We start from the raw sequence: 16,884 nt of genomic DNA, 5'->3' as shown, positions 1-16,884 counted from the left end.
CACCTGATCGGGTCCGGGAGGTACCCGATCAGGTGATGTAGCGGCCGTTGCCTGCGGCGGACGATGAACTCGTCAACGCACGAACGAGGAGTTTCATCATGTCTGCGATCCAGCCCGGCCCCGCGCCGTCGACACCGAACCCGGCCTACGGCACGAGGCCGCCCACCCCCGCCACGAACGGGGCGGCGACGGCGTCGCTCGTCCTGGGTATCGTCTCGCTCTTCCTGAGCCTGTTGTTCCTGCCGTCGGTTCTCGGCCTGGTCCTCGGGGTCGTCGGTGCGAACCGGGCAAAACGAACAACGCCGCCGGTCGGCAGGGAAAAGGCGGTCTGGGGGATCGTGCTGTCCGCGGTCGGGCTGGTGCTCGGCATCGGACTGGTCGCCCTGATCGGCAACGCCGCCACGACGGTCGACGAGGCGGCGCAGGACACCGCCGTCGTCCAGGAGGACGTGTCCGGCGACGTTGCCGACGACGACGGCGACGAGGCGTCGGCCGAGTCCGCGACAGCGGACGACGGCCAGACCGAGGAACCCGTCGGCAAGGAATCTGCCGACGAGGAGTCCACTCCGAAGAAGCCCGCGAAGGAGAAGCCCGTCGCGGAGGAGCCGGCCGAGACCGTCTCGCAGGCGAACGCCCGTGAATCCGCGGCGAGCTACCTGGACTACACCGCCTTCTCGAAGTCCGGCCTCGTGGAACAGCTCGAATTCGAGGGCTTCTCGACGGCGGACGCGGAGTACGCGGTCGAGCAGGTCGAGGTCGACTGGATGGAGCAGGCAGTGAAGGCGGCCCAGAACTACCTCGACCACACCTCGTTCTCCCGCGCGGGCCTCGTCGACCAGCTGGAGTTCGAGGGCTTCACCCCGGAGCAGGCGGCACACGGTGCGGACGCGGTGGGTCTCTGACCTCCTCGGTTCACCCGGCGAACAAGATTCACCCTGGTGAACCCGCACTTCACAGCTCCGCCCGATCGGAAACCAACGCACGTTTGCCATAGATTGGTCCCGTCATGAGCGAACTTCTCCCCATCACCCAGGCCGAGTCCCTGCGTGCCAACCTGCTGGAGTACCTGGGCACCACGTTCTCCCTGGCCGACCCGGCCACGCGGTCATCGCTCGAGGACTTCCTGCGGAGCCCGCGGAACGGTTTGTTCCGCGGGCCGTACGTCCGGCTGCGGCTCCCCTTCCGGCCCGCCGAGGACGGCTGGCGCGACGCCCTGGAGTGGTACGAGGGCTTCACGCCGTACGGCCACCAGGCCGCCGCGTTCCGCAGGCTGTCCGGTCTCGGGGCCGACGGCGCCGCGCGCCGCCCCGAACCCACGCTCGTCACGACCGGCACGGGTTCGGGAAAGACGGAGTCGTTCCTCTACCCGATCCTCGACCACGTCCTGCGCGCCAACCGCCAGGGGGTCAAGGGCACGAAGGCGATCATCCTCTACCCGATGAACGCGCTGGCCAACGACCAGGCCAAGCGCCTCACAGACCTTCTCACCGGCAAGCCGGCCCTCGGCGGCGTCACCGCCGCCCTGTACACCGGTGAGCAGGAGGGCACCGCCCGGACACGGGTCAGCGAGCGCGGCCTGATCACGGACCGCGCGATCATCCGTGACACGCCGCCCGACATCCTGCTGACGAACTACAAGATGCTCGACCAGCTCCTGCTCCGCGAGGCCGACGCCCCGATCTGGTCCGCGAGCGCCCTGAGCCTGCAGTACCTGGTGCTGGACGAGTTCCACACGTACGACGGCGCGCAGGGCACCGACGTGGCGATGCTGCTGCGCCGCCTGGGGCTGGCGCTCAAGGCCCACTGGCCGTCGGACCCCGCAGCGCGCGCGGCGGCGGGGCTCACGCCGGACGACGAGGCCCGCCCTCTGGGCCGCGTGACGCCGGTGGCGACGTCGGCGACCCTCGGCGACAGGGGCGATCCGTCATCGATGCTGGACTTCGCGCACACGGTTTTCGGTGAGGTGTTCGACGACGGCGCCGTGGTCACGGAATCACGGCTGCGGTTGGAAGAGTGGCGGGGCACCGCCGCGGACGAGGTCGCCGCGCGCGGCTGGCGGGCCGTCGATCCGGACACGGAGGCCGTGCGGCGGCTGGGCGAGGCGCTCGGCGGCTGGGAAGGCGACAACCTGCCAGAACTCGGGAAGAAGGCGCCCGCAGAGCTTGCCCGGGCTGTACTCGGCCAGCTCTTCCGGATACCCGCCGGCGACGCACGGCCGGACGATCCGCTGCTGCTGAGCTGGCAGGTCCCGGACCTGACCGGCGTCGAGCCCGGCGGCCTGCTGGCGCTCGCCAAGGCGCATCCGCTGGTCGCCGAGCTGATCACCCACAGCCAGGACGCGATCGACCTCGAGGACCTGGCAGCCCGGGTGCTCCCGACAGTTCCCGCCCCACGGGCCCAGCAGGCCGTGGCGGCGGTGATCTCCGCCCTGTCCCACGTCCGAGCCACGAACGGGCGGGCGGCGCTGTCGGTCGACGTCCATCTCTGGACGCGGGAGCTGACGCGGGTCGATCGCAGCGCGACGTCGTCGGCCCGTTTCCACTGGGGTGACGACGGCATGCTCGCCGGCGGGGACGACGACGAGACCGTGGTGCACCCCGCGCTCTACTGCCGGCACTGCGGGCGGTCCGGCTGGGGCGTCGTCCTCGGGCCGACGGGCAGCGACCTCGACCGGCCGGACGAGGACCCACGCGGCCGTCACCTACGGCGGGACGACCGGTTCCGCGCACTGATCCACGCGCCTGCTGAGGGGCAGCGCGCCGAGGAGGGCGAGCAGGTCGAGGGCCTGTGGTGGCTGCTCGTCCACGAACGGCGGCTCGTGACGACGCTGCCGGCGAACCATTCCGGCGACGCGATCCCGGTGCTGACGCACCACACGGACGACTCCGGCGGGAAGCCGTCGGTGGAGGACGACTGCCCCTCGTGCCGTCAGCAGGACGGGATCCGGTTCCTCGGTTCGGCGATCGCGACGCTCCTGTCGGTCGCCCTGTCGAACCTTTTCGGCGCCCCCGGCCTGAACCCGCTGGAGAAGAAGGCGCTGGTCTTCACGGACAGCGTGCAGGACGCGGCGCACCGGGCGGGGTTCGTGCAGGCCCGGAGCCACGTCCTGACGCTGCGCTCGCTGTTGCGGCAGGCGCTCGGTGACGGCGAGGCGGACCTCTCCGAGCTGGTCGACCGGGTGCTCGCGCAGGCCGGGGCGGATCCGGCCCGGCGGTACCGGCTGCTGCCCCCGGCCGACGCCGACCGCGAGGTGTACGCGGCGTTCTGGCGGTCCGACGCGAAGTCGTCGGCGAAGGGGACCGCGTCGAGGCGCGTCCGCCTCAGGCTCGCCCTCGACGTCCTGCTGGAGCACGGTCTGCGCTCGGCGGTCGGGCGCACGCTCGAGGCGACGGGGACCGCCGTGGCCGAGGTCAGGGTCCCGCAGGAACTTCTGCTCCGCGCCGGCCGCGCCGCGCTCGACGAAGGACAGGGAACCCTCGAGGGCTTCGAACCGGACGACCGCGCCGTCGTCGCCTGGGTCCGGGGCGTCCTCGAACGGATGCGGCACCGGGGCGCGATCGATCATCGGTGGTTCAAGCGATTCCGCGAGCAGGACGGCAACCGCTACCCGATCTGGGGCGGACGGCCGCGCTGGGAGGGAATGCCGGCCTTCCCGCGCGGCACCTCGGCTCCCGCGTACCCGCGGGTGGGCGGCGCCCAGATGAAGGACACCGACCTCGAACCCGTGGCCGACCAGCGCGGCTGGTACGCCTCGTGGACCGCGGCCTGCCTGAGGGTGGACAAGAACTCCGGCGGCGCGCTCGCCCGGCTCCTGTTCCGGCAGCTCGACCGGGCCGAGGTCGTGGGCCACCTGCTCACGCAGTCCGGGGGCAACACGTACCACCTGGACCCGCACGACGTCGTCGTCGTCCCGGCGCAGAACCCCGACCTGAAGGACGGCAGGCTCTGCCTCATCTGCTCCGACTGCGGCTCGACGACGCCGGGGACGGTCACCGTCGTCGACCAGCTGGACGGGGCGCCGTGCCTCGTGGCGCGGTGCACCGGCGAGCTGAAGCGGCACCCCGTGGAGCCGAACTTCTACCGCCGCATGTACGCCGACAGCGACCCCGCGCGGATCATCGCGCGCGAGCACACGGGAATGCTCGACACGGAGGTCCGCCTCGCCTACGAGAACGCGTTCAAGGCCGAGAAGCCCGCGCCGGACGCTCCGAACGTCCTGGTCGCGACCCCGACCCTGGAGATGGGCATCGACATCGGTGACCTCTCGACCGTCATGCTCTCGTCGCTCCCCCGGACGGTCGCCTCCTACCTCCAGCGGGTCGGGCGTGCGGGGCGCGCGACGGGGAACGCGCTGTCGCTCGCGTTCGTGACGGCACGGGGCGACCAGCTCCCCCGGTTCTCGGATCCGCTGTCGGTGGTGAACGGCGAGGTCCGCCCGCCCGCCACCTACCTGGACGCGGAGGAGATCCTGCGCCGGCAGTACGTCGCCTCGCTCGCCGACGTCCTCGCCCGCACCGCCGGCGCCCCGCATCCGCGAACGGCCCGGGACGCCCTCGGTTCGAGCGAACCGGGGACGTTCCTCGGCGCGCTGATCGAGCTGGCCGAAGCGCAGGCGCACCTGGACGACTTCATGTCCGGCTTCCCCACCATCAGCGCAGCGGTCCAGGAGCGTCTGCGCGAGTGGGCGACGCCGTCGTCGGCCATGACAAGCGGCGAGAACCTGCCGAGCGCGCTCGCGGCGCGCGTCCACGACGCGTCCCGCGCCTGGCAGAACCGGCTGGAGACGCTGAACCACCGCGAGCGGGAGATCCAGACGTCGATCCCCGGACTGCAGACCGTCGCCGACTCCCCCGCCGCGAGCGACGACGACAAGCAGGCACTGCGCACCGCGCAGGCCGCACTCCGCATGGTCCAGGGACAGCGAGGGGCACTCACCGGGGAGTTCTGGGTGGGCGCCCTGGAGGAGTTCGGCCTGCTGCCGAACTACACGCTGCTCGACGACTCCGTGTCCCTGGAGGTCGCCCTCTCGTGGCTCGACCCCGACTCGCAGGAGTTCCGGAACGAGCGGATGGAGCTCGTGCGGGGCTCGGCACAGGCGCTCCGGGACTTCGCGCCCGGTTCCACGTTCTACGCCCGGGGCTACGCGATCGCCGTCGACGCCCTCGACCTCGGCCGGGGCGACGACGCGATCCGGACCTGGGCGTGCTGCACGTCGTGCGGGTTCACCACCGACGTCACCGAGACGGCCGGACCGTCCGCCTGCCCGCGCTGCGGGAAACCGGGGATCGCCGACGTCGCGCAGCGGATCGAGGTGGTCGAGCTCAAGCGGGTCTCGTCGGTGATCAGGCGCGAGGAGGCGACGATCGACGACCGTCGCGACGAACGGGAGCAGGCCGGCTGGGCGATCCGCACGTGCGCGGACATCGACCCCGCCGCGACGTCGACCCAGTGGTTCGTCGAGGGGTTCGGGTTCGGCGCGCGGTACCAGCGGGGCATGACCGTGCGATGGCTGAACCTGGGACGGTCCGGGGCGCAGGGGAAGCCGCTGATGCTCGCCGGCGAGGAGTCGTCGGTGACGCTTTTCCGCGTGTGCGAGTCCTGCGGCAAGCTCGACACGTCGACCGGGCAGAACTCCGCCGCCGAGCACCGGCCCTGGTGCCCCCTGCGCTCGGCACGCCAGGAGAAGGCGCGCACCGTGGCGCTGTCCCGCACGTTGACGACCGAGGGCCTGGTGCTGCGGCTCCCGGCGTCCCTGACGCTCGGTGACGACTTCTCGCTGCCGTCGCTGCGGGCCGTGGTGCTGCTGGCACTGCAGCTCCGGATCGGCGGCGAGCCGGACCACCTCGCGGTCGCGACCGTGATCGACCCGAGCCCCGTGGCCGGGGCGACGACCGACGCGCTGCTGCTGCACGACATCGTCCCCGGCGGAACCGGATACCTCGCCGAGCTCGCGGACCCCGACGTCGTCTGGGCGATGCTCCGTGAGGCGCTGAACCACCTCCTGGCGTGTCCGTGCCGCGACGACGACCGGCTGGCGTGCGAGCGGTGCCTCCTGCCGTACGCCGGCACCCGCGAGGCGGGCCGTGTCTCGCGAGCCGCAGCGGTCCGGTACCTGACGTCGATCCTGTGCGGGACGTCCCGCGCCGAGACCGAGGATGTGCCGGCCTCACGTCCGTGGAGGACGACGGAGGACGAACCCGCCGCGGTTGACCCGGAGACGCAGCTCGAGCAGCTGTTCCGCAAGACGCTGCGGGACCGGCTGGTCGATCTCGGGGCCACCGTCACCGAGAAGCCCGGCCCGACGGGGAACGCCTGGTCGATCGGCATGCCCGGCGGCAGGCAGTGGCGGCTCGTGCCGCAGGAGTACCTGCACGGAGCCCGGCCCGACTTCACGCTCTACTCCGACCTGCCCGGTGTCCCGCCGACCGCGATCTTCACCGACGGGTGGCAGTTCCACGCCTCGCCGACGTGCTCGCGACTCGCGGATGACGCCGAGAAGCGGCAGACCCTGCGCGACGCCGGGTTCCAGGTCCTGGCGTTCACGTGGGACGACCTGGCCACAGGAAGCGCCGGCGGCCACGGCGACAAGGTGCCCTGGGTGAAGCCGGGGGCCGGGTCTGCGGCACTGGCGGCGGCGAAGGACGAGCTCGCCCCGAAGATGGTCGAGATCGTCACCGAGCCTCCCCTCAACCTGCTGCTCGACTGGATCCAGGAGCCCGAGCTCGACCGGCGCAGGAAGCTCGCCAAGTGGCTCGCGATACTCATGGCGCCGTCGCTACGGGGAGGGATGGTCTCGTCCGACGTTCCCATGGAGCGGATCGCGCTGAGCGGCCTTGACGGCGAGAAGATGCCGGACGGCTTCGTCTTCGGCGGGACCTGGCAGCACGACACGCTCGCCACCGGTGTGCGCGACGTCGGGATGGGCGTCTACGAGGTGGTCGTCGTCCTCGACGACGGCGCCGACGTGCTCGGTCAGGACCACCGGTCGGCCTGGCGGGAGTGGCTGCGGCTGTCGAACCTGCTGAACTTCCGGTCGGAGTACCCGACCGTGATCACCACGAGGTCGAGGATCGAGGGTCTCGGCGCCGTCGTCGGAACCGAGGCCGTGTCGGCCGTTACGGCCGACACCCTGCCCGTCCTCGAACAGAAGCTCGCCGACCAGCTCGCCGCCGCATGGCAGCCGCTGCTCGGTGACGCGACGGATCACGAACGCGCCGTCCTCGAAGGCGTGGCCGACCTGTCCCGCGCGCTTCCCGTTCCGGAGCTGAGCGCCGAGGTCGGCGACGGCATCGGCCTCTCCGTCACGTGGGAGTCACTGCACGTCACCGTTCATCACGAATATCTGCACGACGACGACGTCGCCTGGCTCCGCGAGCACGGCTGGACCGTCGTCGGACCTGATATCGAACAGATCCGCCGCGCCCTTGAGGAGGCCGTCGCCTGATGCCCCAGATCATCCTCGGACCCCAGCCCAAGAAGAGCCTGGACGGCAGCGTCAAGAAAGCCGTGTTCTCCTTCCTGGAGAAACTCCAGGCCGACGACACCGCGCCCGGGCTGCACATCGAACCGATCAACGGATCGCACGACCCGCGGGTCCGTACCGGGCGGGTCAGCGAGTTCTGGCGCGCCGTGCTGGTCAAGGTGCAGGGCGGCGGCGACGCCCACTACGTGTACCTCGGGACGTTCGCGCACGACGACGCGATCGCGTTCGCGAAGACCGCCTCCGTGCGCATCAACCCGCGCAACGGCATCGCCGAACTGATCCAGGCGGACCTCGAGTCACGGCCGGAGCCCTCACTCCCCGAGGCCACGGACACGACCCCGCCGCAGCCTCCCACGGTCCCCGCTCCAGAGCCGCTGCTCCCGCGGCGCGGGGTATCGCTGGCCGATCTGCTGGAGCTGGGCATCGACCCCGCCCTCGCCGAACGAGCGGCGGGTGTCGCGGCCGGTACCGAAACCGAGGCGGAGGACCTGCTGCTCGATCTCGCCGGGCAGGCGGAAGCGGCCTGGCAGGGCAACGCGCTCGTCGATCTCGCCGTCGGGACCCCCCTGGCGGACGTGGCGGCCAAGCTCGCGCTCCCCGCGGAAGGGCCCGCGGACCCGGCGGCGTCGTCGGACGACTCGCTCCTGCTCGAGGCCCTGCAGCAACCCGCGGCACGGCTCGACTTCCACTTCTTCGAGAACAACGAGGAACTGCGGGCCGCGATCGAGGACGACGACTTCGGCAAGTGGCGCGTGTTCCTTCACCCGGAGCAGCGTGACCACGCGACGAAGGCGCGCAACGGATCGTTCCGGCTGTCGGGCGGTGCCGGGACCGGGAAGACCGTGGTGCTCGTGCACCGTGCCCGGCACCTGGCACGACGCGATCCATCGGCACGGATCATCCTGACGACGTACAACCGGACGCTGGCGGGCCAGCTCGTGGAGCAGCTCCGGACGCTGGATCCCGAGCTGCCCGTGCACGAGAACCTCGGCGCGCCCGGGGTGTTCGTGGGCGGGATCGACCAGATCGCGCGGAAGGTGTTGCAGCGCGGGACGGCACGGCTCCTGGCCGGCGGGGACTCCCCCGGATCGGTGGCCACGGTGCTCGGCGCCCGGACAGCCGAGGTGCTGGGGAACACCGCGAACGCTCGGTGGGACCAGGCGATCGCGATGGTCCCCGGGCTCCCGGCCGAACTACGCAGCCCTACCTTCTTCCAGGCGGAGTACGCCACCGTGGTGCTCCCCAACCTCGTGACGCAGCGGGACCAGTACCTCCGGGTGCGTCGGCCCGGGCGTGGCACGGCGCTGTCGCGGCCGCTGCGCACGGCGGTCTGGGACGTCATCGAGGCCTACCGGGCCTCGGCGGCGGCCGACGCCACGACGGACTTCGAGGAGAAGGCGATGATCGCCGCCGTCGACCTCGACGCCGCGGCGGGAGCCGTGGTGCGGTCGGCGCCCCGGCCCGCGGACCACGTCCTGGTGGACGAGGGCCAGGACCTGACCCCGGCTCGTCTGCTTCTCCTGCGCGCGCTGGCCGAGGAAGGACCGGACGACCTGTTCCTCGCCGAGGACTCGCAGCAGCGGATCTACGGGCAGAAGATCGTGCTGTCGCGGTACGGGATCAACATCCGTGGCAGGTCCCGGCGGCTGACGCTGAACTACCGCACCACCGCGCAGAACCTCCGGTACGCCGTGGGAGTCCTGGCGAACGAGCAGTTCGTGGACCTGGACGACGAGTCCGCGACCGTCGCCGGATACCGCTCCGCGCGCTCCGGGCCACCCGTGATCGCCGAAGGGCTCGGCAGCCTGGCCGGCGAGTACAAGGAAGCCGCAGAACTGGTGCGGTCCTGGATCGAGTCGCCCGAGCGACCCACCAAGCCCGAGAACATCGGTCTCCTGGTCCGTGACCGGAGTTCCGGCAACCGCCTCGTCACGGGTCTGGCCGAGCACGGCGTGGACGCCCGCTTCGTCGGGAGCGAGATGCCGGCCGCACCCGGCAAGCCGGTCGTCATGACGATGCACCGCTCCAAGGGCATGGAGTTCAGCAAGGTCGTCCTGTTCGACATCTCGGAGTCCTCGGACCCCTCCTGGATCTCGTCGCTCCCGGAGGCCGAGCGCGCCGACGCCCGGCTCCGTGACCGGTCGCTGATCTACGTGGCGGCCACCCGCGCCCGGGACGAGCTGGCGATCCTCTGGAAGGGGTCGCCGAGTCAGGTGCTGCCTGCCACGACGCCCTGAGCCGTCACGGGGCCGCCATCACGGTGGCCCCATGACCGGCAGTTATCCTCGGATCGTGCCCCAGGTGATCATCCCGTCCGAGGTCCCGTCCCTGGACGGCAGCATCCGCTCGCAGGCGTACGCCTTCATCGACAAGCTGCGCAAGAACGACACGCTGCCGGGGCTGCACATCGAGCCCATCGAGCTGGCCGCCGACAAGAACGTCCGCACGGGACGGGTGAACCGGTTCTGGCGGGCGGTGCTGATCAAGCTCACCGGCTCGCACGAGGAGTCGCGCTACATCTACCTGGGCACGTTCCCCCACGACGAGGCGATCGCGTACGCGCGGAACGTCGTGTTCCAGCGCAATCCGCGCAGCGGATCGGCCGAGGTGATCCGGGTCGATCTCGTGGACGCCGCGCCGCGCCCGGCGCCGTCGTCGTACCGCATCGAACGGCACGCCGCTACGCGGACGGAGGTGGCCTCGTCGGACACGGTGTCCGGTGCCGCCACGACCCCGGTTCTGCAGCGGCACGGGACCACCTTCGAGGACCTGCTCGACATCGGTGTCGCCGCGCCGATCGCGCACGAGGCGGTCCTCGCCGCGGACCCGGACCGCCTGCTGGAGGTCGCGATGGCGGCGCCGTCGGCTTTCCAGACCGACGCGCTGCTGATGCTGGGCGACGGATCGACGATCGCGCAGGTCCGTGCCGCCTACGATGTCCGCCCCGTCGAGGGCGGCACGGAGAACGACACGGAGGACGACCTGATCGAGGCGCTGGACCGCCCGGCGTCACAGCTCGAGTTCACCTACCTCGTGGACGACGACGACCTGCGGGCCGCGATCGAGGACGAGAACTTCGCACGCTGGCGGGTGTTCCTGCACCCGCAGCAGCGTGCGTACGCCGAGGCGAGGACGAACGGCGCTTTCCGCCTCTCGGGCGGCGCCGGGACCGGGAAGACCGTGGTGCTGCTCCACCGCGCACGGCACCTGCACCGCGCGTATCCCGCCGCACGGATCGTCCTGACCACCTACAACACCACGCTCGCGGCAGCGCTGCGCGCGGGACTGCGCGCCCTCGACAAGAACATCCGCCCGGCGGAGCAGCTCGGCGACCCCGGCATCTACATCTGCACCATCGACTCGGCCTCGTGGACGCTGGTGACCCAGGCCGGGCGCTTCGGGCTGGACATGCATGGTGCCGCCGGGCAGGTACTCGGCGAACGCCGCTCCGGCGTCGTCCAGGCCGCCGATCCCGGCCTCTGGGAGGCCGCGCTGGGGCGGGCCGGCGGCCGGCTACCCGACCTGCTGCGTAACGTCGACTTCCTCGAGACGGAGTACGGGTACGTCGTCGTGCCGGGGCAGATCGTGTCCCGTGACCAGTACCTCGTCGCTCGGCGGCCAGGGCGCGGTGTGTCGCTCGGGCGGTCACAACGCCATGCCGTGTGGGACGTGATCGAGGCGTACCGGGCTCTCTCGGCGCAGGCGGGTGCGACCGACTACGACGAGAAGGCGATGCTCGCGGCAGCGGCGCTCGATTCCGCCGCCGGGAGTGGCGGGCGGCGCGTGGCCGATCACGTCCTGGCCGACGAGGCGCAGGACTTCACGCCCTCCCGCCTGCTCCTGCTCCGCGCGCTGGCCGGCACAGGACCGAACGACCTGTTCCTGGCCGAGGACTCCCAGCAGCGCATCTACCGCCCGCGGACGGTCCTGTCACGGTACGGCATCCGTGTGACGGGGCGGTCACGCAGGCTCCAGCTCAACTACCGGACCACCGCGCAGAACCTCGACTACGCCACAGGCATCCTGTCCGGGCAGGAGACCGCGGACCTCGAGGACGCCGGAGTGGACGACTCCGCGATGCGCTCGGCCCGATCCGGACCGCGCCCGCTGATGATCGGACGCGGCACGCGCGACGAGGCGTACGACGCCGGTGCCGAGACCCTGCGCGGCTGGCTCGCCGACGGGACCCCGCCGGAGACGATCGCCGTGCTCGCCCGGACGCGCGCCCAGGCAACGTGGCTCGCCCGGCGGCTGGACGATGACGGGATCCCTTCCCGGTTCGTCGACAAGGGCGTCGAGAGCTGGGGCGGCCGGGTCGCGACGATGACCATGCACCGCGCCAAGGGCATGGAGTTCCGCAACGTGCTGCTCTTCGGTGCGACCGCGGCAGCGACTCGGCCCGACGCGCGGGTTCCCGAGGGCGACCGGCCCGAGGCGCTGCAGCGGGAACGGGCGCTGCTGTACGTGGCGGCGACGCGGGCACGGGACCATCTCGCCGTCGTGTGGGACGGCGAGAAGAGCGCACTGCTGCCTGAGCCGGCGGCACTGCCTGAACCGGCGGTCGTCGCCGCTCCCGAAACCGGTGGCGGATACACCGACCGGGACGAGCTGGCGCGCGAGATCCACGACACCGTAGGGCAGTCGTTCGCACATATCGCGTTGACGGCGTCCGTCGTGGAGGTCGACGAGTCGGCCGTTCCCGCGATCCGCGAACAGATGGCGTCCATCCGTTCCACCGTGCAGCGCGGGCGCGAGCAGCTCCACGACCTCCTGGCCGAGCTTCGCACCGGCGCCGACGGCCACGCACCCGTCTCGTTCGACGATCTCACCCGTCTCCTGGCCAGGTTCAAGAACGAGGGCGTCCGCATCAGCAGCAACGTCTCGCTCTCCGAGAGCGAGACCGCGAGCGCCGCACTGGCGCAGGCCTGCTACGGGATCGTGCAGGAGTCCGTCACCAACGCGATGAAGTACGCCGCGGACTCCCCGATCGATATCACGCTGCGAGCGGCACCGTCGACCGGCGTCACGCTGGTCGTGTTCAACCCGCTCGCCGCCGGGGCGGGCGACGGCGGTCCGGGCAGCGACGGGTCGGTACGTGGCGGAGGCTCCGGGCTGTCGGGGATGGCCGAGCGGGCGGAAAGCCTCGGCGGCACCTTCAGCGCAGAGGTCGTGGCGGGCCGGTTCGTCGTGGACGCCCGGATCCCCTGGAGCTGACCGCTCGGGCCGCGGTCGGCCCAGGGTTACCCGTTCCGGTCTCCGTACTACCGCTTCGGGTGATGTTCCGGCCGGTGCTGCCCGACCACGATGAGATCGGCACGACGGCATGGAAACTTCACCCGGGTGATTTATTGCTACTGATCTGGATCAACACTGTTTTCACGGGACGTAGTCGACATAATTGCTGGTCGGCCCGCGCCCGTTCTCGCCCGATCGAAAGGCACGTCCTCTATGGACCTTGGCAGTCTTCTCCCCTCGAACCCACCTGGATGGGTGGCGTGCATACTGATCATCGCGCTCTTCCTCTGGGGAATCGTGCAGGTTTGGCAGGGCAGGCACGCTGCTCGCCTGCGTGTCGCCATCGTGCGTGACCTCATCACCAACGTCGAGCCCGCCGATCTGGTGGCACGCCAGGGCGAGATCGCGTGGCGAGCCCAGCAGTCGCCCGATCAACATGTCCAGAATGCGTGGCGGGAGTTCGACGAGACCCTGGTGAGGACTCCGGACGGTTCACGTCTCTGGAACACGCAGAACGCGAGCGCCTTCTTCGGACCGGAGTCGCTGGCGAGCGAGCTCATCCGGAACCCGCTCCTGAGAGCGGCTCCCGGACTGCTGACGGCGATCGGTGTCCTGTTCACCTTCTTCGGGCTGACGCAAGGTCTGGGAAGCTTGGCGATCTCGTCCGACTCAACCGTCCCTGAACTCATGACCGGTGTGAACCCGCTGATCGAAGGTGCAGGGACCGCTTTCATCTCGTCCCTGTGGGGTGTCTTCTTCAGCGCGGTGCTCACCTTCGTCCATCGCTTGGTCGAGACCGGGATCGGCAAGCGGATCGACGGTCTCCAGAGCGACATCGACAAGCTGTTCGAATACCGCTCCGCCGAGCAGGCGCTCGTGGACATCCAGCACCACACCAAGGAGTCGTCCCAGTCGTTGGACGACATGGCCGAGAAGATCGGCAACAAGCTCCAGGAGGTCGTGAGCCAGAACTTCTCCGACGCCGCGGCCAAGGCCGCCGTCCAGAACAGTGCCGTCTTCGAGCAGCTCGTCGAGCAGTTCACCGCCGAGTTCCGCGGGATGGGCGTCACGCTCGCCGACCGCCTCGACGCCGCCACGGTCGGGCTGGCCGAGACGCTCGGGGCGATGGCCACGGCCACGCAGGAGCAGGTCCGCCTCCTCGACGAACGGCTCCCCCAGGTGGTGACGAACCTCGATCTGGCGGCCAAGCGAATCGGAACGGCGAGCGAGAGCCTGGAGGCGTCGTCCGGGAAGCTCCGCGCGACAGCAGACATCTTCGACAACGCCGCGGGCAGCCTCGGGGACGCCGTCGCCGACGGCACGGAGAAGCTGGACGAGGTCCAGACGCAGGCGTCCGGATCGATCTCCACCATCGTCCAGATCAGTACGCGGCTCGAGTCCCTCAACACCACCACGCTCACGGCCGCACGGCAGATCGGTGAGGCGGCCGGGCAGGTGAACGGCGGATTCGCTGAGCTCCAGGACCGGATCAAGGCGCTGACCGCCTCCGTGAAGGAGTGGCTCAACGACTACGAGCAGGAGGTCGGACGACAGGTCGAGCACAGGATGTCGGAGTGGAACACCCACACCCGCGACTTCTCCGACCAGATGACCCGTGCCACCAAGGCGCTGTCCGGCGTCATGGAAGACATCGAGGCGACGACCAGCCAGTCCGGCAAGCAGTTCGACAACCTCCACCAGAAGCTCAGCGACTACACCGAGACCCTGGGCGCTGCGGTGGAGCGGATGGACACTCCACAGCCTGAGGCCACGGGCGCCTACGAATCTGCTTCCTCGGACGGCTCGGAGGAGGTGACCGATGCTACGCCGGACCCCGTGGGCACGGCGCGCTGAACAGGGCGACGAGAACCCCTACTGGATCTCGTTCTCCGACCTGATGTCGGCCCTGCTCCTGATCTTCATCCTGACCCTCGTGGTGGTGATCGTCCGGCTCCAGGACCAGCAGAGCGCACTCACCGAGGCGAAGCAGACGGTCGCGCAGCAGGAGGCCATGTTCGTCGCGCAGGTCGACACCCTGCGGGAGTCGGAGCGGATCCGCGCGGAGATGCTCACCGAGATCGCCGACAAGCTGGCGAAGCAAGGCATCGAGGTGCAGGTCGACGAGTCGAACTCCGTGCTCAGCATCCCGACGTCGCTCCTGGGCTTCGAGTCCGGCTCGTACGAGGTCGCCGAGGCTCACCGGGGCCGGGCGGTCACGATCGGCAAGGTCGTGGCCGAGGTCATCTCCACCGATGAGCGGTACCGCGTGCTCGACACCGTCTTCGTCGAGGGCCACACCGACAACGCACCGTTCGATGGCCTCGACGGAACAGGAAACTGGGGCTTGTCGACATTCCGGGCCATCTCGCTGTGGCGGGTCTGGGAATCGGCCGACGGCGCGAATCGCCTGAAGGCGCTGCGGAGCGAGGCGGGAGAGCCACTGTTCTCGGTGTCCGGCTACGGGCAGACGCGCCCCGTCGAGGCGAACCAGGCCACCGAGTCCGGCAAGGCGAAGAACCGCCGCATCGACCTGCGCTTCACGGTCGTTCGCCCGACGGCGGCCGACCTCGCCAAGATCGTCGAGCACGAGGCCGAGGTCAGCGAGTCCGTCGGCAGATGAGCACAGACTTCCAACGAGCCGTCAGGTTTCAGGTCTCCCCCTGGCCCGCGGACAACGCCCCGCGCTGGCGCGAGCTCGCCGAAAAGGCGGAGACCGTCGCCCGCAAGGCGGGTACGTCCGGTTCCCGCTTCCGCGATGTCGTCGTCCATGTCCGCACGCTGCTCGCGAACGGCGCGTACGGCGCGGTCGCCGAGCGCCTCGGCGACCGCCAGGTGATGCGCGCCCTGCTCACGGTATGGGCCGACGACGACGCGCTGGCCTGGGCCTCCATGCCGCAGCTCTTCCCCGAGGCCAGGATCCGGCTGCTCGAACACCCCAGCCGGATCTCGGCCACGATACTCGCGGCACTCTTCTGGCGGCACTTCGATCACCTCGACGCCGCGCAGCCCGGCCTCACCGCCGCTGTCGGACGGACACTCCACGAGGTGGCCGCGGGTCTCCAGCGAGAGGGTATCGACGACGGCGGGCCGCTCGGCGCGATCGTGCGTGAGCCCCAGTTCTGGATCGCGCAGAACGGACCTGCCGCCCTCGCGCAGCACCTCATCGCGGCCGGCCGAACGCTCGACGACCACCTGGACCGGAACGGGATCTCGGGTCTGGAGGGCCGCTTCGGGATCCTCGCTCGCCACGAGTACTACCTCGTGCAGATCAGGCAGGCCGACCACACGGCCGGTGGACATGTGTTTCTCGCCGACATCAGCCGCGAGGAGGTCAAAGCTGCGGAGGCCGGCAACGGTCTCTCGTTCGGGCATGCCCTGCTCCAAGCTCTGTGCGACAAGCCCGCGAATCAGGATCCGTCACCGCAGTGGCGTGAAGCCCTCCTCGCCATCGGCGGGGACCCCCGGTACCGCGAGCGGGAGGGCTGGCGGCGGTGGTGGGCCCACGTCCCGCCGCATCTGACGGAACGGGCCGCGCGGTGGATGGCCGGCGCCGACCTCAACATCTATTTCGGGGCGCTGGACACGTATGCACGCGATCACGGGAAGGATGAGATGCGGCGCATGCTTCCCGCACGCACCACCTTCCTGCGCGGTCTCTACCACAGCAATCTCGTGCGAGACGTGCGGCTGATCCTGGGTGACGGTGTCCGCGCGGGAATGCGCTCACAGCTCACCGGCATCGATGCTCGCAGGCTGACCGGGCAGGGCTCGTCGGAGACCGCCGTCGTGCTCCTGGTGTGCGATGGCTTCACCGTCGTCGAAGGCTCGCACAACTTCCAGATCTACCTCTATGCCGGAGATCCCGTCCCGATGCTTGTCGACCCCCGCCGGCGGACCTACAGTCTGGACGACCTCAAGAAACAGGTTCCCGCTCTCTACGAACGCGAGCACGGCGGGCAGCAGAACGGTCAGTTCATCGGTCAGCACGTGAGCTTCCGGCACCGGAGCATCTGGCAGCCCCAGGCGATCGAGTTCCTCCGTGGCATCGGCGTCGCGATCGACGCCCGCACCGTCTTGTCCTCGACCGACTACGAGAAGCACCGTCTCCGCGAACTCCGCGCATCAAACGCGACGCGATACAGCCGAAGAGGCTGGTGAGGAGCATG

Annotated in this window: 7 protein-coding genes; all 7 read left to right on the top strand. The window is 70.3% G+C overall.

Going from position 1 to position 16,884, the window contains the following annotated elements:
* Positions 1-98 precede the first annotated feature (98 nt).
* Positions 99-902, top strand: coding sequence for an Ltp family lipoprotein (locus EDD34_RS07925; protein ID WP_170177001.1), 804 nt, complete (start codon positions 99-101; stop codon positions 900-902).
* Between the two features lie 104 nt (positions 903-1,006).
* On the top strand, positions 1,007-7,444 hold the full coding sequence (locus EDD34_RS07920; protein WP_123814089.1) for a DEAD/DEAH box helicase: 6,438 nt from the start codon (positions 1,007-1,009) through the stop codon (positions 7,442-7,444).
* Positions 7,444-9,720 carry a UvrD-helicase domain-containing protein gene (locus tag EDD34_RS07915; protein ID WP_123814088.1) on the top strand — a complete coding sequence of 759 codons (2,277 nt, stop codon included), beginning with the start codon at positions 7,444-7,446 and terminating at the stop codon, positions 9,718-9,720. Before EDD34_RS07920 ends, EDD34_RS07915 begins: the two co-directional genes overlap by 1 nt.
* A gap of 55 nt (positions 9,721-9,775) precedes the next feature.
* Entirely contained in the window at positions 9,776-12,697 is a 2,922-nt protein-coding gene (locus EDD34_RS07910; RefSeq protein ID WP_123814087.1) for a 3'-5' exonuclease, read from the top strand.
* Between the two features lie 276 nt (positions 12,698-12,973).
* Positions 12,974-14,572: an anti-phage ZorAB system protein ZorA gene (zorA, locus tag EDD34_RS07905; protein WP_123814086.1), complete on the top strand. Its 1,599-nt coding sequence runs from the start codon at positions 12,974-12,976 to the stop codon at positions 14,570-14,572.
* Positions 14,538-15,338, top strand: coding sequence for an OmpA/MotB family protein (locus EDD34_RS07900; RefSeq protein WP_246012245.1), 801 nt, complete (start codon positions 14,538-14,540; stop codon positions 15,336-15,338). Before zorA ends, EDD34_RS07900 begins: the two co-directional genes overlap by 35 nt.
* A complete protein-coding gene (locus tag EDD34_RS07895; protein ID WP_123814085.1) occupies positions 15,335-16,876 on the top strand; it encodes an EH signature domain-containing protein in 1,542 nt (513 codons plus the stop codon). The genes EDD34_RS07900 and EDD34_RS07895 overlap by 4 nt, the downstream gene beginning before the upstream one ends.
* Positions 16,877-16,884: the final 8 nt, after the last annotated feature.

The organism is Myceligenerans xiligouense, from assembly GCF_003814695.1.
Lineage (GTDB): Bacteria > Actinomycetota > Actinomycetes > Actinomycetales > Cellulomonadaceae > Myceligenerans > Myceligenerans xiligouense.
Note: the sequence above shows the minus strand (reverse complement) of the source record. Positions and strands in the feature narration are given on the sequence as shown.

Excerpts from the sequence above, each read along its gene's own strand:
- EDD34_RS07895 (WP_123814085.1), top strand. The coding sequence starts at position 15,335 with ATGAGCACAGACTTCCAACGAGCCGTCAGGTTTCAGGTCTCCCCCTGG.
- EDD34_RS07900 (WP_246012245.1), top strand. The coding sequence starts at position 14,538 with ATGCTACGCCGGACCCCGTGGGCACGGCGCGCTGAACAGGGCGACGAG.
- EDD34_RS07915 (WP_123814088.1), top strand. The coding sequence starts at position 7,444 with ATGCCCCAGATCATCCTCGGACCCCAGCCCAAGAAGAGCCTGGACGGC.
- EDD34_RS07925 (WP_170177001.1), top strand. The coding sequence starts at position 99 with ATGTCTGCGATCCAGCCCGGCCCCGCGCCGTCGACACCGAACCCGGCC.
- EDD34_RS07920 (WP_123814089.1), top strand. The coding sequence starts at position 1,007 with ATGAGCGAACTTCTCCCCATCACCCAGGCCGAGTCCCTGCGTGCCAAC.